The sequence below is a fragment of the Mucilaginibacter gracilis genome, from assembly GCF_003633615.1.
Classification (GTDB): Bacteria; Bacteroidota; Bacteroidia; order Sphingobacteriales; family Sphingobacteriaceae; genus Mucilaginibacter; species Mucilaginibacter gracilis.
Genome location: NZ_RBKU01000001.1, coordinates 4161175 through 4182008, shown reverse-complemented (window position 1 = coordinate 4182008; position 20834 = coordinate 4161175). Strand labels below are relative to the sequence as shown.

Sequence of the window (20834 nt, the reverse complement as noted above, 5' to 3'; positions counted from 1 at the left end):
TGTTTATCCTATCAGCAATTCAATTTTATTAAGCAATTCGTCAATATTAAAAGGCTTTTCCAAAAAATCATCAGCACCTGCCTCCGTGGCCGACCGTTTAAGTTCAGGGCTGGCCGAAATCATAATTACGGGTATATTGCTTGTTTCGCTCTTCATCTTCAGTAACTTGCATATATCGCGCCCGTCATGGCCAGACATCCATACGTCTAACAACAGTAAATCCGGAAAATTATCGCTCATGCTGATAATGGTATCGCCGGTTAAGGTGGTAACAACATCGTATCCTTCAAAGGTCAGGGTCATTTCTATTGCATCCACAATGCCGGGGTCGTCGTCGGCTATCATTATTCTTTTACCTTTATTCATCTTCTACAAAGTATTGGCTTTAAGTGTGTTTATTGTATTTTTTTAACGGGCAGTGCAAAACAAAAAGTTGAACCCTTACCTATTTTGCTATTTACCCATATCCGGCCCCCCTCGCGCTTAATAATCTCCGACGAGATGTATAAACCGAGCCCCAGGCCCGGAAACGTATGTTGCATTTCGCCGCTTACCCTGTAAAACTGCTCAAAAACCCTTTCTTGTTTCTGCTGAGATATACCAATACCAAAATCCTGCACACAAAGCCTAACCTCGTTACCCTCTTTTGATGCATACACAATAATGGTATCGGCATGAGGTGAATATTTGATGGCATTGGTAATTAAGTTGGTTACCACCTGGCTTATGCGTTCTCTATCGGCATACACCATCCCGGTATATTCAAGGTTTTGTATAATGGTATGTTTGTCAAATGTATGTTGCAAATCGTCCGTCAACTCCTTGATGAGCGAATTAAAATCAAACTCCCTGTCGTTAAACTGCAACCTGCCCGAGTTTATTTTGGTAACGTCTAACAAATCGCCTATTAAACTGGTGAGCCGGTTTATTTGCGAATCCATTTTGCCTATCATCCCCGCTTCCCGGTTATTGCCCTGGCTGATGAGCATTTTTTCGAGTATCTGTGTATACGCCTTTATACTGGTTACAGGTGTTTTTAATTCGTGACTTGCAATACCAATAAAATCATCTTTTTGCTGCTGCAGATGCTTTTGCTCCGTAATATCCGAGCACGAACCTATGTAACCTGTAAATTTTCCGTTATTATCATACTGCGGTTTACCCGTTGCCACGCACCAATGTACGGTTCCGTCGCTATGGTTTAACCTAAACTCGGTCTCATACAATACCCGTTGCCTTAAATCGCCTAAAAATTTATCTATGGCGCGCAGCCTGTCGTCTTTATAAATGGCATTTGCCCATTGTTCGCCAAGGTTATCTTCAAATACAGTTCCTGTCCAGTCTACCCAGGTTTGGTTTACATATGTTATAGCACCTTCCTTGTCGGCCATCCATAGCGCCGTTGGCGCGGCGGTTGTAATGTTACGTAGTAGTTGTTCGCTATCGGCGAGGGCTTGTTTGGCCGCAAGTTCGGGCCGCAAATCGCGCATAACGGCTCCAACGGCAATTGGTTTCCCCGAAACAGGATCATCAATACGAAAACAATTGTTAAATACCGGGAAAACTTCACCGCTTTGCAAATGTTTAACCATCATTGTGCCGGCCCAACTCCCCTTATTCATTACGCTGGGTAAAACCTCCGCCTCTATAAACGCAAGTTGCTCGGCGGTGTGCAGTTGGGCTATGGGGGTTGTTTCAACCTGTTCTTCGGTTTCAAAACCAAGCAGGCGCATACCTGCTTTGTTGATATAAGAGTTTGTACCATTGACGGCTAAAATGCTCATTAAATCAACACTATTGTCAACCAGCGATATTAATTTGCGTTGTTCTTCCCCAAAATTCCGTTGTTCGGTAATATCCAGCGTGGTTCCTAACAGGCGGGTGGCCTTTTCACCCTCATAATAAACCTTACCTTCAACACGCATCCAGTGTACGGTTTCATCCGGCCATATTACCCTGGCTTCATAAAATATGCGGCCTTTTTCTATAGCAGCCTTGTGCGCCTGTGTACGGGTTTCTCTGTCATCGGGGTGAATAACGTTCACATATTCCGAATGGTGAACGGGCGCATTAAATCCAAATATTTTATCAAACTGTGCGCTGGTTATCATGTTGCCGTTCTGTAGGTCCAAATCAAACGTACCCAATCCAACGGCGTCTACGGCAAGGCGGGCCCGCTCTTCGGCTTCTTTAAGCTTGTGTTTTGATTTAATGGTTTCGGTAACGTCAATAGCAATGGCTATAACACCCGAAACCCTTCCGTCTGCCTCAACAAGCGGCTCATAAGAAAAATTAAAATATAAGTTTTCGGGTACACCATTACGCACAATATGCACTTCCAGCTCGTTGCCCTGGTATGCTACACCTGTTTTTAAAACACCCTGCAATAAACTGCTAAAAGTTTGGCTCTCAACTTCGGGCATACCCTCCAATAGGGGCCGGTTTTCAAATTCTTCACGCTTTTTACCAACCAGTTTAAGGTAGTTGTCGTTCACAAGCTCAACAAAAAGGTCGTTCCCCTTTAATATCAATATGCCAACGGGTGCCTGCATAAATACCGAATAAAGCTGTTGCCGTTGGTTGTTAAGTGCCAAAACCCCAGCTTTTTCGCGTTGCCTTAATTTGTATGTTTCGGTTACGTTTGCCGGCGAGTGGATAAAGTAAATCACCTCGCCTTCGGCGTTTAGTATTGGCGTATTGCTGGTTGTCCAGTAGCGTTCCTCAAAATCGTTGGTGCCGGGGATGGGAATATCATACCTGTAGTTACTCATGGTATGGGTTTGTTTAGTTTTGATGGCTTCTTCAAAACTAAACAGGGTACGTTCTATATTTTTTGATCCAATATCGCTGGGGTTGGGAGGAAATACCGCGAATACCGATTTGCCCACGAGCAATTCGCGCGTACTGTTGGTTGCTTCCAGATACGCTTTATTTACATCTAAGATAGTATAGAATGGTGCATCGATACTCATGATGAGCTTGGCCGACGGACTGTAATAAAAAATGTCCTTATACCCCCCTTCGGGAACTTCGAAAATGGTGTCTTTCATCTATATCCTATGAAGTTGCTGATCACATTTAACAATACAGGTTACAAACAGAGTTTTGTATATGGCACAATAATATTTTGTATTGATAAATGGCTTACTAATTTACCCGTAGTGCATTATAAAGAAAGTTGTTCATTTCGCCAATAAATGGTATATTGTATTGACTGACAATCAATTACAAACATGAACAACTTGATTCAAAATTACACTTTTATTTTAGAAGAGTTTAGGAAACTGTCAATAAAAGAGGACTTTTATTACAAACCAGTAAGGCCAAGACTGTCTGATTTAGAGTTAATTACGTTAAATTTGACCGCTGAATATTGTGGAATAGATTCTGAATATCAGTTATTTAGAAACCTGAAAGGTACCCCGCTTGATATCTTGATCGAACGAAGTGTTTACAATAAGAGAAAAAGAAAATTGTTCCCGCACATAAATGAGGTGAGAAAAAAGCTTGTTCAGAAACTGAACGCTGTCCAGGACTGTTTCATTGTCGATTCAATGCCTTTAGAGGTATGTAAAAATGCCCGTGCAGCAAGAAGTAAAATCTGCAAAGAACAGGAATACGCTTTTCCAAACCATGGTTTTTGTGCTGCGCAAAGTTCGAGGTATTATGGATACAAACTGCATGCAGTTTGTTCAGTAGATGGTGTTTTTGAGAACTTTGACCTAAGCCCTGCTTCCGTACATGACATACATTACCTGAAAGATATACAACAACAAATGACTGATTGCGTGCTACTTGGAGACAAAGGCTATTTGTCCGCAGAGGTACAGGTCAATCTTTTTGAATCTGTAAACATTAGATTGGAAACCCCGATGAGAAACAATCAAAAGAAATTCAAACCGTATCCATACCTATTCAAAAAATCAAGGAAAAGGATTGAAACGCTATTTTCGCAACTGTGCGATCAGTTTATGATCAGAAGAAATTATGCCAAAACTTTTGAGGGGTTTAAGACAAGGACGTTAAGTAAAATAACTGCCCTGACCACCATTCAATACCTCAACAAATTTATCTTTAAAAGGAACATGAATCACATTAAAATAAATTTAGTCTGATAATGCACTACGGGTTAATTTATAAATAATTTTGGTGTTAAAACTAATAATTAGCCGCCACGAATAATAATCCGGCTTTTTGGTAGTTTAAGTAACAATTTAAACGCTGTGCATAATATCTATCGTAATTTTGTTTTTTAACTAATATCTTAGTATTTGTGATAAAGTATCTGCTCCTACTACCACTTTTTTGCAATACCCTGCTATTACAGGCACAAACAGATACGGTTACCAGCAAAATAAACAAGATACCCCATAAGCGCGTTGATGCTATTGCCAAATTTTTGCAGGGCGATTTCAAAAATTACATTACCACAAAGCTGCAAACTAACCATACAGTTGCCTATAGTATAAAAGGGCAAATAATTTTGGTAATGACCATTAATGCCGATGGCAGTGTGTCGCACGTATCGGTACTAAAAAGCCTTTCTCCGCAGATAGATCCCGAAGTGGTGCAGGTAATTAAAACATCGCCTAAATGGCAGCCTGCCACATTAAACGCACAAAACGTGAGCATGGATATGGTTTTAAATATTGATTTAGCAGTTAACGGCGTTACCCCTGCAACTGTAAAACCTAAACCTGTATTGGTTACAAACGTTAATTTGCCGCCTATAAACAAACCTGCACCGCTTACAGTTAAAAAAGCTACTCCCCCTGCTATTGCCAAAGCAAAGCCACCTTTACCACAAAAAGCACCGTTAATTGCTTTAAAAAAGCCAACTGTGCCGCCGGTAAAAAAACCAGTACCTGCGCCTGTTAAAAAAGTTACTACCCCGGTAGTTAAAAAAGCAACACCGCCAGTTGTTAAAAAAACGGAGCCCCCGGCAGCCAAAAAAACACTAATAGCTAAAGCACCTGCTGTGCCTGTTGTTAAAAAAACACCTCCACCGGTAATTAAAAAGCCCCAACCGCCATTGGTAAAAAAACCTATAGCACCTATAGCAAAAAAGGTTGAGCCACCTATTGCAAAAAAGCCACCTGTTATAGCAAAAAAGGTTGAACCACCCGTTGCAAAAAAGCTACCTGTTGTAGCCAAAAAGGTTGAGCCACCTATTGCCAAAAAACCCGAAGTTAAGCCTGCTGCTAAAGAGCCGATTTTGGCCAAAAAGGCCGAACCTGTTGTGGTGAAAAAGAAGAAAAGAGTTGTTGCTAAAATGGACCTGTTTCACCCAAGCAGCCATAATGCGGAGTTTCCGGGTGGCCTCTCGGCTTTTTTGCGTTACCTGAGCGAAAATATTACTTATCCTCCCGATTCGAAAAAAGCTAATGTACAGGGCAAAGTTTTTATCACCTTTACAGTTGAGGAAGACGGAAGCGTTAACGACGTTGAGGCCGTTAGCAGCCCCGCCGAAGATTTAAGCCAGGAAGCCATACGGGTGTTGCTTGCATCGCCAAGATGGAAACCGGCATCGCAAAACGGGCGCAATGTGCCGGTATCATACACTATCCCAATTAACTTTACCTTAGCCGATAAAACAACTAATTAAACCATATTACGTTATTAAACCATGACACGATTTATTTTTGCTTTGCTTTTATTTACAGTTCCTTTTAACTCAATAGCACAAAAGGTTACTGTAACCAAACTTTCGGATAGTAAATTTAACAATAAGGCTATTGATTTTGAGCCTCAGTTTCCGGGCGGTGCAAAAGCATTTTATAAGTATATATCCAAAAATATTGCTTACGATAAAGATGCGAAGGTAAAAGATATGCAAGGAGCCGTAACGGTAAGCATGGCCATTGAAACAGACGGGCGTATAACCGATGCCCAGATAACAAGCGGTATATCGCCAATTGTAGATAAGGAAGTGCTGCGCGTTATCAATGCTTCGCCTTTATGGAAACCCGGCAAGCAGCATGGTAAACCTGTTAAAGTGCGCTATACATTTAAAATTGTATTAAGCAATACCAAATAACCAAAAACCCCACAAACTAAAAAAACCTGTTGGATTTGCCCAACAGGTTTTTTTATATCTATTAATTGCTAATTAAGCTTCTTCTTCTTCGGTTGAATCAGCAGCTTTTGCTTTTGGTGCTTTTGGCGCCTTTGGTGCTTTTGCAGGAGCTTCTTCTTCAGTTGCAGCTTCAACAGCCACTGGTGCTTGTTTTGCTACCGGTGCAGCATCTTCGGCTACGGCAGTAACCTGGAATGGAAGTACCGATACGTACGAACGGTTATCAGCTTTCTTTTTGAAAACTACTTCGCCATCAATTAAAGCAAATAATGTGTGATCTTTACCTATGCCAACATTTTTATCAGGGTTGTGTTTTGTACCACGCTGACGAACGATGATGTTACCGGCAATTGCTGGCTGACCGCCAAAAATTTTAATACCTAAACGCTTGCTATGTGACTCGCGACCGTTCCTGGAACTACCGGCTCCTTTTTTGTGTGCCATTTTTTTATATTTTTATAAGCCTTAACGGCTCTTATGGTTAAACTTAAATTATAACGAAATACCAGTGATCTCGATCTTAGTGAATTGCTGACGGTGACCGTTTTTCTTTTTGTAACCTTTTCTTCTTTTCTTCTTGAAGATGATTACTTTATCACCCTTTAAATGAGACACGATTTTAGCTGTTACTTTTGCACCTGTTAAATCAGAACCTAATTTAATAGCACCTTCGTTTTCTGCTAACAATACCTTGTCAAATTCAATACTAGCGCCTTCATCTCCCTGTAAACGGTGTACAAAGATCTGCTGGTCTTTAGCAACTTTAAATTGCTGTCCGGCTATACTTACTATTGCGTACATTGTTAATTATTTTGTTTGTTTAAAATGAGGTGCAAATATAGGGTTTTACTTTTAAATTAGCAATAGCACGTAAGTTATTCGTTTTATGGTTTAAGCTATCCGCGCAAACCCAGCACCAACAGGCCAACAGAAACCAATATCAAAAAAATACCACCATAAATAAATACCGGACTCAAAGCCTTCGACCGGATATCATCCAACAAAAAACGACCAGGGTTTTGCGGGTCGTAAATCACTTTCACGTCTTCGCCTTCTTTATACGTCCATTTATTACCGCCAATTTTGTATTTTTCGGTTACACGGTCGTGTTGCTCCGTAAAAAACCTAACCACTGCATAATAAGTTGGGCTGCTGCTTTTACCATCGTTAATAATCTGGAAGATGATGCCATTAACACGTATACCATTGCGCAGCAGTTTCCGTTTTTCGTTGCTGCGTGCAAAACCAATTAACAGGGCCGCAAAGCCTATCACAAACAATACCATCACTGTTTCTACCGATTCCATTTTTATTGATAATGAAGATAATTGAAGTTTTTACGCTGATGGTTTCAAATTTAATCATATTCCAGTAATTCCACCAAGTTTCCGTAAGGGTCGGTAAACATAAACCGTTGCCTTCCGGGGATGGCTTCAGTGTCGTCTATCTCAATATTATTGGCTTCTAAATGCGCGCGGGCGGCAGGCAAATTGGTAACTTCCAAGGCAAAATGCCGTTTAGATGGGCTCACAACTGTTTCCGTGCCTAAATGCAGCTCTATCCCACCCATATCATACCAATACCCTGCCGATGTAAACACATCCGGCCTGGGCTTAGGCGTTAGGCCCATTACCTGGCTATAAAACTCATTAGCCTCATGCATCTTGCCCGGCGGCACAGATACATAAACATGGTCGGCCCGTTTAATATTTATCATTGATGTAATAGAAAAAATGTATCATCTAAATGTTGGATATAAAAAAAATTCCAAATTGAAATTCCCAAATCCAAAATCAGGTTTGTATCACACCTACATTAAATGCGCGCTCAATTGGTGCATGGTTAGCAGCCTCAATGCCCATGCTAATTACCTTGCGGGTATCTAACGGGTCAATAACGCCGTCAACCCAAAGGCGTGCGGCTGCATAATAAGGTGTGGTTTGGCTATTATACCTGTCGGTAGTTTCTTTAAGCAGGTCATCTTCCTGCTTCTGGGTAACCACCTCTCCTTTTGCCTTCATGCTTGCGGCCTGCATTTGCACCAATACTTTTGCTGCTTGTGCGCCACCCATTACCGCTATTTTAGCCGATGGCCATGCGTATATCAATCGTGGGTCGTAAGCTTTGCCGCACATGGCATAATTACCCGCTCCGTATGAGTTACCCACCACAATGGTAATTTTGGGTACAACCGAATTAGCTACCGCATTAACCATTTTGGCTCCGTCTTTTATAATGCCGCCTTGCTCACTGCGGCTGCCTACCATAAAACCGGTAACATCCTGCAAAAAAACCAGTGGTATTTTTTTCTGGTTACAATTCATAATAAACCGTGTTGCCTTATCTGCGGAATCCGAATAGATAACGCCGCCAAACTGCATTTCTCCTTTTTTCGATTTGAGTACCGTGCGCTGGTTAGCCACAATACCCACGGCCCAGCCGTCAACCCGGCCCAGGCCGCAAATTATAGATTGCCCAAAGAGTGCCTTATATTCTTCAAACTCCGAATCGTCAACCAACCGTTTAATAATTTCTTTCATATCATACGGTTTGTCGCGGTTCTCGGGTAATATGCCATAAATATCCTGCTCATCCAGTTTCGGTAATGATGGCTTAATGCGGTCGAAACCAGCCTCGGTATTATGGCCGGTTTTACTCATGATATTGCGGATAGCATCTAAACAAGCCGCATCATTGGGATGCTTATAATCGGTAACGCCGCTAATTTCGCAATGCGTGGTTGCGCCGCCCAGGGTTTCGTTATCCACATCTTCGCCTATTGCCGATTTTACAAGATACGACCCTGCCAAAAAAACCGAACCCGTGCCATCAACAATCATGGCTTCATCGCTCATTATAGGCAAATAAGCCCCTCCGGCAACACAGCTACCCATAATGGCAGCTATCTGGATTATGCCGTGGCTGCTCATCCAGGCATTGTTGCGAAATATCCGCCCGAAATGTTCTTTGTCAGGAAATATCTCATCCTGCAAAGGCAAGTACACCCCCGCCGAATCTACCAGGTAAATAATGGGCAAGCGGTTTTCCATCGCAATTTCCTGTGCGCGTAAATTTTTCTTAGCCGTTATCGGGAACCAGGCCCCCGCCTTTACCGTGGCATCGTTAGCAACAATAACACATTGCCTGCCGCTTATATAACCAATACCGCACACCACCCCGCCCGAAGGGCAGCCGCCATGCTCGGCATACATGCCATCGGCTGTAAAGGCACCAACCTCAAGCCAGGGTTTATTTTTATCAATAAGATAGCTAACCCTTTCGCGGGCAAGCATTTTACCCTTTTCTTTTTGTTTGGCAGCGGCCTTTTCGCCACCGCCCAGGTATATCTTTTTGAGCTTTGTTTTCAGTTCGTAAACCAACTGCTTGTTAATGTCTTCGTTCTTGTTAAATTCCAGGTTCATAATTAGCGTTAGTAGAGAAAGCTATAAAATTGCGCAAAATTATTGATTTGAAATAGCGGTAACTTTTAAGCCTTTAGCCAAATAATACAGTAGCGTTACTTTGCATTTTGTAAATTAGCCCCTAAGTAGCCTTTATCATGATAGCCCTTATTAACCACATTAAAAAATTTGTGCCTTTAACTGACGAGGAAGCGGCTCTTATCTCCAATTCGGTAACTATTCAAAACTTCAGGAAAAAGGATTTGCTTTTACAGCCCGGTAAAGTTTGCAAAAGCACCTATTTTGTTGTACAGGGTTGTTTACGCCTTTATTTTATAAACCGTAAACAAAACGAACAAATTACGCAGTTTGCGATAGAAAACTGGTGGATAACCGATCAGGATAGTTTTGATAACCGCATTGCCACAGGTTATTACATTCAGGCTGTTGAAAACACGCAAGTAATTGCTTTAAATAAAGATGTACTTGATGAGCTTTTTATCCGCATACCTAAATTGGAACGATACTTCCGCCTTGTTTTGCAAAAGGTTTATACCGCTTGGCAACGCCGGATGAAGTTTATTTTTGACCAAACCGATGAAGAACGCTATGGCCATTTCAGTAGTAGTTTCCCCGAATTTATGCAGCGCGTTCCGCAGTATATGATAGCATCGTACCTGGGCTTTACACCGCAGTTTTTGAGCAAGATACGGGCTAAAAAGCAGTAAAAGCAACAGCTTGCTTATCAGCATATCAAGCTATAATGTTTGGCATGTTGCAAATGCCATGATATTAAAATGTGATTTTTTGCGTATTTTTGAACTAAATGGATTGGCTGCACCGAAACTTACTACGATTAAGATTTTACCGTTATATACTTGATTGGACAAAGGTTATCATCCTTCCGGGTTTTAGGCCCCTGCCGCTTTATACCGTAGCAACCTTTTTTTTTGAAGAAATAAAACAAGAGTCGCTGGTTAACAAAGCTTCGTCGCTGGCTTATAGCTTTTTGCTGGCTATTTTCCCCGGCACTATATTTTTATTTACGCTAATACCATACATACCTATACACAAATTCCAAAAAACCTTGTTGGATTTGTTGCAGCTCATTTTACCCAAAAACGCTTACGATGTATTCCAGTCAACTATTATTGATATTGTAAAAAACCAGCACGGCGGCCTGCTTTCATTCGGCTTTCTATCGGCAATGTTTTTTGCTACCAACGGCGTTCATAAATTAATGCGGGCCTTTAACAAATCGTCGTTATTGTTAGAAACCCGCACCTGGTTACGGCGGCGCTGGGTAGCGTTGGTGCTTACCATGCTTATTTTGCTATCGCTTATTGTGGGAATTTTTATTTTGGTGATGAGCCAATCCATTATAAGTTACATACAATTCAAGCTAGATACCCGCGGTAAATTTTGGATATACCTTATCACGCTGCTGCGCTGGTTTATAGTGGTTATCTTATTTTTTGTAACCGTTTCAATTTTATACCGTTACGGCCCCGCCCATAAACGCCGGTGGAAGTTTTTAAGTCCGGGCTCTATAATGGCTACTTTTTTAGCGTTGCTAACATCGTGGGGGTTTACCTTTTACATTAACCACTTTTCGGCATATAACAAACTGTACGGCTCAATTGGCACCCTCATTGTTATTATGCTTTGGTTGTATATTAACTCCATCATTATTTTGGTTGGTTTTGAACTAAATGCAAGCATCGATCTTTCAAAGCAAAACATCAAAATTGCTAAACCCGAGTACAATAGGTTTAAAACAAAAAATGCCGAGATAGACAGAAACCAACAACGGGAATTTACCGATTAACTATCTGTGGCCTAATCGTTGGCAATCTATCAAGCCAAACAATTGTTGCGCTACATATTTTATTGTAGTATCGGCGTATTTACTTGAGTTTAAATACGGTGCGTTACCCGCATTATAAAAGGTATGCAAAGCCGAGGCCACCTTGGTACCTGCTGCAGCCGAATCTATTGAGAAACTTCCATAAACCCTCGTTTCGGTATATGGACCAGCAATTGCCGATTTGTAGGGCATCACGGCATCATTAGTGCTATGTACCATAATTACAGGCATACTGCCATTGTTTAACCAGTTAACATCCAGCATAGCGCCCGATAAGCTTATCACCCCAGCTATTTTTGATGAATAAGGCAAGGTAGTAGTACCCTCTATACCGTTTAGGTTGCTTAGTATTAATGCATCGGCAGTTTCGGCAAACTCGGCTGTAGTATTTAAATAACCCATTTGCAGGGCCACAATAGCTCCCGATGATTCTCCGGCTATATAAATCTGCGCAGTATCAATACGGTATGGATTGCCTTGCTCAATAGCGGTTTGTTTAAAAAAACGCACGGCAGCCTTGGCATCCTGCACGGCACGTATTTGTGCGCTAATTACATCGTTATCGCCATTGTTACCAATGCCCAGGCGGTAATCAATACTTGCAGTTACATAGCCGCGTTTGGCAAAGGCTTGGCAAAATTTATTTGCAAATGCCCCATTGCGGGTTCCGGTTGTAAAACCGCCGCCGTGGCAGTAAATTATTAAAGGCCGGTGGGCCAAAGTATCGGCAGCCGGTTGGTTTAAATCCATTTGCAGGCTTTGGGTTTTACCGGTATAATCAATGGCTTGCCCGTATAACACTGTTGAAGTTACATACGTAAATTGCTCGGTAATAAAACGATTTGCCGGACACACATACGAAGGTGCCGCGCCATTACCAGCGTTTTTACAGCAGATAAATAAAGTAGATACAAGTAACAGCAACAACGGATAACGTAAATAATTACGCATAATTTAATGGTTAGATATAGGTAAGACAATAAATATCACAAAAGGTTTAATTGTAATAATAATATTATTAACCACATACTTTTAATTATATGGCTATGATAAAATAGATTAACAAAATTATGTTAGGAGAATATAGCCTTAGCCGTTAAACAATTTATGCCGTTTAATTGGCTTATCTTTCCTGATGCGGAAGGCGTGATAAAGTGTTGGAATATCGTTTGTCCACTTTTTAATTACAATAAGCATCAAAATAATTTCCAACCGGGTTAGTAAACCCAGGTAAAAGCAAATGTTAAACAATATTACCGAATTACCAACGGCTATCAATTGTATTAATGTTGCAAATAACACCAGTGCCCAAAGTTTTGAACCTATGGCATGGGTAGCCACTTCTTTTTTAAATTTGATATAGCTAAACACGTAACTAACAAGCTCAAAGCCAATTAACAAACAAAGCTTCAACCAGTTTTCCCGAAAAAATAAAGGGCTTATGACGTAAGCGGCCACAATAATGCACACCCAAAATATCATATCGACGTTAGAATCCATACGTCGCAGCTTTACGCTTGATATTTTTAACTGCCTTGCTATTATACCGTCGAAAATATCAGTTAATAAACCAACTGCTACCAGTGTAATAATGATAGCCCTGAAATGAGGTATTGCATAAATGGCCAAAAGCAAAATAACGACCCCAATAAAAATTCTGGACAAGATCAATGCCTTGGGTATGTTTTTCATCCTTATTGATATAATAAAAGGTAAATTATTATTAGGGATGAGCAATAGTAAACAAAATAAAGTATTTAATAGCAGGCCGGTGCTTTATTTAACATTTAACTGTTTTCTTTTTTTTGCCTATTGTTCCTTTATCTTGTATTTTTTTTATGTACTCGGCTGCCGGGGGTACTTTGCAGGCCGTTCCGTTGGCGTCGACAAATACAGTGCCTATTTTATTTGCTGTAGCTATGGCATCGTGGGTTAACGGAGCCACGTAACTGCCTGCCGCAATAACAAACGCATTCATAACCTGCCGCACCCGGTTTGGTGCTTTGTGAATATTTTTTTCTACCCTGTATAATAATGTTTTTAGGCTTGTTAGGTTTAATTCGCTATCCGCTTTAAGTGCCAGCAGGTTTGATAGTGTTGACCATCCGGCTACGGCAATATTTTCGTTAGCGGACTCTATCCAATCCATTGCCATTTCATAACCATAATTGCTCCCGGCAGCAACCCACGGAACGGTGTAACCATTAACATTGCTTGATAAGGCTTGCTCCACCCAGCTTTGCAAATCGGCTTTGGTCATTTTTTTATCATCGGCAATTAACCCGGCAAGGTACATCGCGTCCGCATTGCCGGTGGCATACAAATCTTTCGCGAGATGGTAATCTGTTTTAACCTTTTTTTGAATGGTTTTTAAAAACTCAACCTTCACCCCAAAAAATGGTTCTTTTACACCGTGTTTAAGTAAGGTTTTTTTGATGCTTTCGCTACCGTTTGCCTGTAGCTCGGCCATGATGGTTTGTAAGGTAAGCATAGGTTTTTAAACAATAATAGATACTGCAATTTAATACTTATTACCGAATGTTTTATGGCCTTTCTAAAAGCATTGAAATAAATCCAACTTGCTGTCAAGCTTTAACATCAACCTGCCCCTGCAACATTGCCTACTTTTTATTTAATAAAAAAGGCCGCTCTTTGCCGAGCAGCCTCAATGTTTATATTGAAAAAATAGTCGTTACTACAACATTACTTAACCTCTTTAAGATAATCGGCCATGTTATCGGTCAATTTTACGTTTAAATTATTGAGTTTACTCAGATAAAAGGCCCGCAATGCCTGCCACTGATAATAAGGAAATAATTTAGTAGCCAGGCCGTTTATATGCACCTCGCGCTCGTTAAGCAATATTTTGACCAATAAATTACTGCTCCCTTTTTTGCGGTAAAAAACCCATTGAATATTTGAACTGAGCGATATAACCTGATCCGACCGCCAGCTTTGGCTCAATTGGTTGATATCGGTAGCTAAAAGGCTCGCCTTGTCTATCCCCAATAGCGTAGCAAATGGCGAAATGGTTTCAGCATGAGCAAAACGAAGTTCGGCATTGATATCACCATTTTTAATAAACTGATCTGTTGTATTAATAAAGTTAACCAGTAAGGGTACGGCTATCCTAACCTGGATACCGTTTTTATTGGTACCCGGCCCTTTTTTAAGGTAATCGTCGGCTACATCAATTTTGCTTAAAGCTTCAATTTCGTCGCAATTAAATAAGCTGATAAAATTAACGCTACCGGGCTTCATATCAGCTTTAGCTATTTCAACTCTTAACGATGGTACAATGGTAGCAAAGCCAAAAATATCGCTCACTAATTTTTCTATTTCGGCTGGTTTTAGTGTTTCGGTAAAAGCCGGTTTTATCCATCGGTTTATTATTTTGGTATCAACATCGGCAATTTTAAGTTTTTGCTCCAGTTGGTGCATTACTGTTTGCCAGTTGCCGCCATCTTCAAACGCTGTGTAAGTTGGCGAAGCATCATAAAAGCGTAAATCGGTGTCATCGGTGTATTCACTAATTTTCGCACTATCTAAAAAGCCGGCTTTTAATCCATTCAAAAAAGCATCAGCACTTTGCTTGGTTCTAATTTCCTTGGTAATGGCCACATTTAACCGGGGCGAGCCGGCAAATACCTTGGGGTAATTGTTAAACATTCGCTGCCCAATACCTTGCAACTCCTCCCTACCTCCGCCCGATATGGATTTAACCTTTCCGTGTTCAACTTTATCCAACGCCATCACCATATCTTTAAGCTTTTGCCCCTCTGCTGTTAAAGCACCGGCACTATCGGCATGCATTAGCAATTTATAGGCAAAGCTGGTGTTTACCTCCTTGGTTAAATGCCTGGCACCGTGCCTACCCACATGGTTAATAAATATGGGCTGGTACCGTGCTGGCGGTACCGTGTTTTTGTAAACCTGCACACTGTAAAGTGTTTTAGTACCCAAATAAGGATAATTGCAGGTTTGTGCCTTTAACTTGTATGTTGTACAAAGTACAAGTAATAACAGTGTTGCTTTAAAGTATTTTAACATAAAATATATTATACAAATAAACCCAGATTAGCTTTACTAACCTGAGTTTATTTAATTAAAACGGATTAACTATTAATGTTGATTACCTGTACCATCGCTTTGGTAAGCACCCAAATCGCGGCCCGGCGGCGTAATGGTGGCACCGTATGTGCCGGTAGCTGTAACCGTGTTTAATGGTAAAAGCGAAGTATTACCCTTACCTATTGCAGGCGATGCTGCCGTTAACCTAAAGTTAGCCGCGCCCATAGCTACTACAACAAAGGGTTGCAAACTGGCCGAAATTGGGCCGGGGTTAGATGTAAAATTATATTGGTTTACGTCGTAACCGTAAAATAAAGGGTTATTGGTTTGTACCGTGGTTGATATAATATCGCTGCTGCCCTTTGGAATACCCAGGTAACTATCGGTGGTATAAAACTGCCCAACAATTGCTGTAGAATAACCATAAAATAAGTTGTTGTTGTATGATACATTGGCAATATCGGCATCGCTGGTTACACGCATGCTAAAGCGGCAGTTAACAAACAGGTTGTTAAAGGCTTTGCCTTTAGCCAATTTTTCATAGTCAATAGCGCCACCGCGGCCTGTTTTTGTTTGCCTGTAACCGCCGTTAACCATGGTATTGTTGTACATATTTACGTTGGCCTGTACGCCTGTGCTACCGGCATCTGATAGCTTTAACGAGTTAGTTGCCGAACCGATACACATGTTGTAAGCCACATCGCCAACGGTGCCGCTTTTCATGTTTAAAAACTCGCCACCTACGCCGCCGCAAAGCTCAAAGGTATTGCGCATGATGCTTATTTTACCACCATCTGTACGAATGTTATCGTCTTTTGCGCCAAAAAACCACGAATCTTCGATAATTAAATTTTTGGTGATGTTTGCGAAATAAATATTGTAACGGGCGTTTCCGGTTGCGTAAAACGCCTGATTATCGGCAGAGCCCGCAGGACCGCCGCCAAATTCAATATGCGTCCATTTAATAATGGCATCGCCGCCTTTAGGGTTTGGGTTAGTTGGCGTAACAGCCGATGGCGTGCAGGTAATACCGCCCCACCAGCCAAAAAACACGTTAACATAATTTTGTTGGGCCGCCTGCGCATGCAGGTCGTCGGCATTTTTAACGGTAATATAATTTGGCTGGTCTTTAGTTCCCAGGCTTATAAAAGTACCGTGCATAAATATTTCGGGGGCTGTTGCAGGTGTTTTTCCATCGCACAAGGCAATAAGGTGTACACCGCTTTGCAGTAACAGGGTATCACCGTCGTTTACGGTAATATCGCTGCTAAAGTAATATGTTTTCCCACTCAACAAGGTACCTTTTATAGTTCCCTTTAAGGTGTCGGATGTGATGGCGTTTGCCGTTTGAATTAACGCTGGCGAGATATTAGTTATCTCTTTTTGATGACAGGCGCTCAGTGCAAGCGCACCGCACAACACTACCAATAACTGCTTAAATATCTTTTTCATGTAAATTAAAGTTTATAGTGTAGGCCCAAAATATAATACTGTTGATAGTTGTCTTTACGGATAAAGGTATTTTTGCCCGCTTCCTGGTATTCAATAGCCTGGCCCGTAGAACCTGGAAGACCCAGCGGTGGGTATGGCAATTTAACAAACAACTCGTAAGGAGTATTGAGTAAATTGGTAGCTTTTGCATAAATAAAAAGGTTTTTAAACACCTTCTTTTCGGCCGAAACATCTAAGGTTACAAAACCTTTTTGCCAGATGTCGTTATCCAAATAAGTAGACACGCTGTTTATCCTCTCGCCGGTATAAACCGCTGATATTTGAGCGTCGAGCCCGCTTTTGGCGTCTTTGTAAAGTAACGACAGGTTGCCAATATTTTTTGACTGGCCTTGCAAAGGACGGGTTTGATCTACCAAACGAGTTACTACGTTACCGGTAGCATTGCGGTATTGTTGGGCCTTGCTAGATGTAATTTCCGAATTGGTGTAAGAGTAATTTGCCCGGAAACCAAAATGATGAATATATTTGGTTATATCGGCCTCAAAACCATAATTATGTGCCGTACCAAAGTTGCTTGCCTGTAAAGCAAAACCACCAGAACCCGCGGCCATTTGGTTTACTAAAGCATATTCTATGGGGTTAACTATTTTTTTGTAGAAAACACCAACCAACAATTGGTCTAAAGCTTTAGGGAAAAACTCGTAACGCAAATCGTAATTATCGGCAGTGGTGTGTTTTAAATTTGGATTACCTTTTTCCTGGTAATCAGCATCGGGGTCGCCGCTGGTGTGTGGCACCAACTCATAAAAATTGGGGCGACTAATAGCCGAATAATACGCTGCACGTAAATTTTCCTTGTCAGATAAGGTGTACTTCAGGTTTAAACTCGGCAATATATCGTAGTATTTAATAGAACCCGTTTTGCCTACCGAAGTGGCTGGTAACGCATCGTAATAGTTTTGATCGGTATGTTCGTATCGGGCACCGCCAACTGCTTCCAGTTTATCAATATTAAATTTAAACTGCAGAAAGCCTGCTCCAACATTTTCGGTAAAGTCGTAATTTAACGGATCAGAAGCTGTTCCTTGTAATGTGGCTACCGAAAAAGTATTGTGATCGATATTACCATCATAAATTTGGGTGGATGCTATAATTGACGGCAGCGACAAGGTGTATTGATCGAAAGTACTGCTCCGGGTTTTATTGCGGTACATACCACCGGCGGTAAAAATCACCTTAGTATCAAACAGTTTAGGCGTGTAAACAACATTTAGGTACCCGCTTTTATCCTGGTCGGAGTTATAACTAAAGGTTTGTGTTTGGCCCTTAGAAGCGTCAATTGTAGTAGGTGCTTGTAAAACCGATCCATCTGATTGCAAAGTATTGCTGGTTATTAAACCCAGGTCGTAACGGTTACCATTGGCTGTAGCCTTGGCGTAAACGCCGCTATAGTTAAAGCTTAGGATATCAGTTAAGCTATGTTCGCCGTGAAGGGTAAAGTTATATATTTTTTGCACATCGCGCTCGCTGCGTGGGTCTTGCGTAACGCGGCCCTGGCCTATAGCCGTGCGGGCCAGCGTTAAGGCTGTATCCGATGAAAAGCGGTATAAGTTTTGAGCCAAATTAATGTAATCGGCGTCTAAAGTTAATTTGTTACGTTTGTTAAATTTGTAATCAAACCTGCCAATAGCACTGGTGCGTTCTTGTTGAATATTGTATATCCTCCGGGTAATATCGGTAACCTGCGGCGAATTATTTGCGTCAACGTCCGACCCAAAAAGAACGCTCTTGTTATCCTTGTAAATATTTTGATAACTTAACGATACCAAAGCTCCAAACTTTTTATCTGCCGACCGGCCACCTACGCTTAAACCTGCAATGGTACCAACCGGCAATTTTGAGTTGGTAAAACGCTGACCGTCGTAAGAAAAATCGCTCAATACCGCGTTATACGAACTACCATTAATAATACGTGGCGAGCGCACGGTAACATTGTTGGCTTTAAAGTTTGTAAAGCCATTATTAATAACACTTTGCGAAACGCCCATACCCAGGTTAGCTTTAACCGTAAATTCGTCGGGCGCATCTTTTAAAACTAAGTTAACACCGCCGGCTATTGCATCGCCTTCCATAGATGGGGTTAATGATTTATAAACCTCTAAACGGCTCACAATATCGGCAGGGAAAATATCAAGCGGTATATAACGGTTTTTGTTATCAGGGCTCGGTATTTTAAAACCATTAATAAGGGTGTAGGTATAGCGTTTTTCCATACCGCGGATAATAGCATACTGGCCCTCGCCATTGTTACTCCGCTCAATTGATACGCCCGATACGCGTTGCATAACGTTTGCAACAGTAATATCCGGAGATACTTCAATTGTTTTGGCCGATACAACATTCATCACCTGGTCTGCCTGCTTTAAGGTTCTGATAGCCGACTGATCTGTTTCGCCCGAAGCACGGCCTCCAATGGTTATCTCTTTAAGCTCGCTCCCTTTGGCCACGAGTTGAATTTTAACAATTGTTATACCGGCATCTTTAACATTAATACTTTTTGTTTCCTCTTTAAACGAGATGTACTTGCCCTCTATTTCATATTCTCCCGCAGGCACATTTTTAAACGAGAAACTACCATCCAAACCACTGCCTGTTGACAGTTTAAATTTGGTATTTTTGCTTTTGATGCTAATTGTTGCACCAATAAGTGGCTCGCCGCTATTTTTATCAGTAATATTCCCTTTAATTATACCACCTGCAAAAGCAAAGCCGGTAAAAAGAAACAAGGATAAGATTAAGGTTAATGTTCTCTTCATGTATTGTGATTTTAGCGCAAAGGAACGCCTACACTATGAGAAAAATATCAATAAAACATTAAGAAATTGTAAATAAAGTTAATGAAAAGTTAACAAATAATAGTGTGATGCAGATTAGAAGCCACCCGAAATTTTAAATTTGTTACCCGTCGCACTGCTTAAAATCATAAACTAAAATGATTGCCGTCATTCCGCAGGCTCATTTTAGTAGCGAGATTTGGATAAACAAAAACCGCAAACCATGAAAACCATTATTGTGCCTACCGATTTTTCGCCCGCAGCAGATAATGCGGCAAGATATGCGTTGCAATTAGCCAAGTTTATAAACGCCGACGTTAAACTTTTTAATGCGGCCAAGGTTCCTGCCAATTCACTTATGGCATTGCAAACCGCCTGGCCGGTTGAAGATTACCAAACTATTAAAACCGATGTTGACCACGAGTTAAGCATATTTGCCAAACGTTTGATGCTGGAGCAGTCGCACCAAAACAATGTGGAAACACATTATAAACCTAAAGTTACTTACTGTATCCAAATTGGTAGCGTAACTGATGTTACAACAAACCTGGCTGCAAACCATGATGTTAGCCTTGTGGTTATGGGGCTAAAAAGTGATAATGCCATAAGCCGCTTTTTAGCCGGCAGCATAAGCAACGATGTGATTGATAAGGCAAATTTCCCGTTGTTACTGATACCGCCTGCCGCAAAATTTAAAAAATTAAATACCATAGCCTTTGCCACTAACTTAGACGACCAGGAAATTGATGTTATCCACTCGATAGTGAGCCTGGCGCGGCAATTTAATGCCGAGTTGCTATTGGTACATATTATGGATGATGGTGGCAAGCAAAAGGACTACCGGCATAAAGTGAGCAATTTTTTAACTAAAGTGACCAATCTGGTTAATTACCCCCACATTTACTACCGGGATGTTAAAAGTAAAGATGTTGATTTGGGATTAACCTGGCTTTTAGATCATCGTGAACTTGAAATGCTGGCTATGGTCCATCTCAAACATGATAGCTTTGAACGGCTATTTAACCAAAGCCACACCCAGCACATGGCCCGCAATGCCGATTTGCCCGTATTAGTTTTTCCGGCTGTAAATAAGTCGGTTGTGTTTTAGCATTTTTTTAATTGCAATACCTGTA

General features: G+C 41.1%; 19 protein-coding genes. 6 read left to right on the top strand and 13 right to left on the bottom strand.

What is annotated here, in order from left to right; translation table 11 throughout:
• Positions 1-3: 3 nt before the first annotated feature.
• Positions 4-366, bottom strand: a complete 363-nt coding sequence (locus BDD43_RS18595; protein ID WP_121199082.1) for a response regulator transcription factor — start codon at positions 364-366, stop codon at positions 4-6.
• A 29-nt stretch (positions 367-395) separates the two neighbouring features.
• Positions 396-3050 carry a PAS domain S-box protein gene (locus BDD43_RS18590; protein ID WP_121199081.1) on the bottom strand — a complete coding sequence of 885 codons (2655 nt, stop codon included), beginning with the start codon at positions 3048-3050 and terminating at the stop codon, positions 396-398.
• A 183-nt stretch (positions 3051-3233) separates the two neighbouring features.
• Here BDD43_RS18590 and BDD43_RS18585 point away from each other — a divergent pair, with 183 nt between their 5' ends.
• The 3 genes from BDD43_RS18585 (at position 3234) to BDD43_RS18575 (ending at position 6037) form a co-directional block, all read left to right on the top strand.
• On the top strand, positions 3234-4115 hold the full coding sequence (locus BDD43_RS18585) for an IS982 family transposase (RefSeq protein WP_121196630.1): 882 nt from the start codon (positions 3234-3236) through the stop codon (positions 4113-4115).
• Between the two features lie 158 nt (positions 4116-4273).
• The gene (locus tag BDD43_RS18580; protein ID WP_121199080.1) at positions 4274-5605 is read left to right on the top strand and encodes an energy transducer TonB; all 1332 of its coding nucleotides are present in this window, start codon (positions 4274-4276) and stop codon (positions 5603-5605) included.
• Positions 5606-5626: 21 nt separating this feature from the next.
• On the top strand, positions 5627-6037 hold the full coding sequence (locus tag BDD43_RS18575; protein WP_121199079.1) for an energy transducer TonB: 411 nt from the start codon (positions 5627-5629) through the stop codon (positions 6035-6037).
• Between the two features lie 72 nt (positions 6038-6109).
• On the opposite strand, the gene rpmA is transcribed toward BDD43_RS18575, so the two are convergent.
• From rpmA to BDD43_RS18550, 5 genes are all read right to left on the bottom strand, one after another.
• Complete coding sequence (gene rpmA / locus BDD43_RS18570) at positions 6110-6520, bottom strand: 50S ribosomal protein L27 (RefSeq protein ID WP_121199078.1); 411 nt, start codon at positions 6518-6520, stop codon at positions 6110-6112.
• Between the two features lie 48 nt (positions 6521-6568).
• Complete coding sequence (rplU, locus tag BDD43_RS18565; protein ID WP_121199077.1) at positions 6569-6877, bottom strand: 50S ribosomal protein L21; 309 nt, start codon at positions 6875-6877, stop codon at positions 6569-6571.
• Between the two features lie 95 nt (positions 6878-6972).
• On the bottom strand, positions 6973-7383 hold the full coding sequence (locus BDD43_RS18560; protein ID WP_121199076.1) for a DUF3592 domain-containing protein: 411 nt from the start codon (positions 7381-7383) through the stop codon (positions 6973-6975).
• 50 nt (positions 7384-7433) lie between these two features.
• Entirely contained in the window at positions 7434-7793 is a 360-nt protein-coding gene (locus tag BDD43_RS18555) for a VOC family protein (protein WP_121199075.1), read from the bottom strand.
• A gap of 76 nt (positions 7794-7869) precedes the next feature.
• On the bottom strand, positions 7870-9498 hold the full coding sequence (locus tag BDD43_RS18550; protein WP_121199074.1) for an acyl-CoA carboxylase subunit beta: 1629 nt from the start codon (positions 9496-9498) through the stop codon (positions 7870-7872).
• Positions 9499-9635: 137 nt separating this feature from the next.
• Between BDD43_RS18550 and BDD43_RS18545 the strand changes: the two genes are divergently transcribed.
• Entirely contained in the window at positions 9636-10205 is a 570-nt protein-coding gene (locus BDD43_RS18545; RefSeq protein WP_246001658.1) for a Crp/Fnr family transcriptional regulator, read from the top strand.
• A 98-nt stretch (positions 10206-10303) separates the two neighbouring features.
• Positions 10304-11305, top strand: a complete 1002-nt coding sequence (locus BDD43_RS18540; RefSeq protein WP_121199072.1) for a YihY/virulence factor BrkB family protein — start codon at positions 10304-10306, stop codon at positions 11303-11305.
• On the opposite strand, the gene BDD43_RS18535 is transcribed toward BDD43_RS18540, so the two are convergent.
• From BDD43_RS18535 to BDD43_RS18510, 6 genes are all read right to left on the bottom strand, one after another.
• Positions 11306-12295 (bottom strand): alpha/beta hydrolase, encoded by a 990-nt coding sequence (locus tag BDD43_RS18535; RefSeq protein ID WP_121199071.1) that lies wholly within the window; start codon positions 12293-12295, stop codon positions 11306-11308. It lies immediately after the preceding gene.
• A 138-nt stretch (positions 12296-12433) separates the two neighbouring features.
• On the bottom strand, positions 12434-13036 hold the full coding sequence (locus BDD43_RS18530; protein WP_246001656.1) for a CDP-alcohol phosphatidyltransferase family protein: 603 nt from the start codon (positions 13034-13036) through the stop codon (positions 12434-12436).
• Between the two features lie 88 nt (positions 13037-13124).
• On the bottom strand, positions 13125-13835 hold the full coding sequence (locus tag BDD43_RS18525; RefSeq protein ID WP_121199070.1) for a DNA alkylation repair protein: 711 nt from the start codon (positions 13833-13835) through the stop codon (positions 13125-13127).
• Positions 13836-14047: 212 nt separating this feature from the next.
• Positions 14048-15394, bottom strand: a complete 1347-nt coding sequence (locus BDD43_RS18520; protein WP_121199069.1) for a histidine-type phosphatase — start codon at positions 15392-15394, stop codon at positions 14048-14050.
• 72 nt (positions 15395-15466) lie between these two features.
• Positions 15467-16867, bottom strand: coding sequence for a hypothetical protein (locus BDD43_RS18515; protein WP_121199068.1), 1401 nt, complete (start codon positions 16865-16867; stop codon positions 15467-15469).
• Positions 16868-16872: 5 nt separating this feature from the next.
• Complete coding sequence (locus BDD43_RS18510) at positions 16873-19683, bottom strand: TonB-dependent receptor (protein WP_121199067.1); 2811 nt, start codon at positions 19681-19683, stop codon at positions 16873-16875.
• A 241-nt stretch (positions 19684-19924) separates the two neighbouring features.
• On the opposite strand from BDD43_RS18510, the gene BDD43_RS18505 reads away from it, so the two are divergent.
• Complete coding sequence (locus BDD43_RS18505) at positions 19925-20809, top strand: universal stress protein (RefSeq protein WP_147425684.1); 885 nt, start codon at positions 19925-19927, stop codon at positions 20807-20809.
• Positions 20810-20834 lie beyond the last annotated feature (25 nt).

Excerpts from the sequence above, each read along its gene's own strand:
- BDD43_RS18595 (WP_121199082.1), bottom strand. The coding sequence starts at position 366 with ATGAATAAAGGTAAAAGAATAATGATAGCCGACGACGACCCCGGCATT.
- BDD43_RS18585 (WP_121196630.1), top strand. The coding sequence starts at position 3,234 with ATGAACAACTTGATTCAAAATTACACTTTTATTTTAGAAGAGTTTAGG.
- BDD43_RS18590 (WP_121199081.1), bottom strand. The coding sequence starts at position 3,050 with ATGAAAGACACCATTTTCGAAGTTCCCGAAGGGGGGTATAAGGACATT.
- BDD43_RS18575 (WP_121199079.1), top strand. The coding sequence starts at position 5,627 with ATGACACGATTTATTTTTGCTTTGCTTTTATTTACAGTTCCTTTTAAC.
- BDD43_RS18525 (WP_121199070.1), bottom strand. The coding sequence starts at position 13,835 with ATGCTTACCTTACAAACCATCATGGCCGAGCTACAGGCAAACGGTAGC.
- BDD43_RS18535 (WP_121199071.1), bottom strand. The coding sequence starts at position 12,295 with ATGCGTAATTATTTACGTTATCCGTTGTTGCTGTTACTTGTATCTACT.
- BDD43_RS18555 (WP_121199075.1), bottom strand. The coding sequence starts at position 7,793 with ATGATAAATATTAAACGGGCCGACCATGTTTATGTATCTGTGCCGCCG.
- BDD43_RS18520 (WP_121199069.1), bottom strand. The coding sequence starts at position 15,394 with ATGTTAAAATACTTTAAAGCAACACTGTTATTACTTGTACTTTGTACA.
- BDD43_RS18510 (WP_121199067.1), bottom strand. The coding sequence starts at position 19,683 with ATGAAGAGAACATTAACCTTAATCTTATCCTTGTTTCTTTTTACCGGC.
- BDD43_RS18540 (WP_121199072.1), top strand. The coding sequence starts at position 10,304 with ATGGATTGGCTGCACCGAAACTTACTACGATTAAGATTTTACCGTTAT.
- rplU (WP_121199077.1), bottom strand. The coding sequence starts at position 6,877 with ATGTACGCAATAGTAAGTATAGCCGGACAGCAATTTAAAGTTGCTAAA.
- BDD43_RS18545 (WP_246001658.1), top strand. The coding sequence starts at position 9,636 with ATGATAGCCCTTATTAACCACATTAAAAAATTTGTGCCTTTAACTGAC.
- BDD43_RS18550 (WP_121199074.1), bottom strand. The coding sequence starts at position 9,498 with ATGAACCTGGAATTTAACAAGAACGAAGACATTAACAAGCAGTTGGTT.
- BDD43_RS18515 (WP_121199068.1), bottom strand. The coding sequence starts at position 16,867 with ATGAAAAAGATATTTAAGCAGTTATTGGTAGTGTTGTGCGGTGCGCTT.
- BDD43_RS18560 (WP_121199076.1), bottom strand. The coding sequence starts at position 7,383 with ATGGAATCGGTAGAAACAGTGATGGTATTGTTTGTGATAGGCTTTGCG.
- BDD43_RS18505 (WP_147425684.1), top strand. The coding sequence starts at position 19,925 with ATGAAAACCATTATTGTGCCTACCGATTTTTCGCCCGCAGCAGATAAT.
- rpmA (WP_121199078.1), bottom strand. The coding sequence starts at position 6,520 with ATGGCACACAAAAAAGGAGCCGGTAGTTCCAGGAACGGTCGCGAGTCA.
- BDD43_RS18530 (WP_246001656.1), bottom strand. The coding sequence starts at position 13,036 with ATGAAAAACATACCCAAGGCATTGATCTTGTCCAGAATTTTTATTGGG.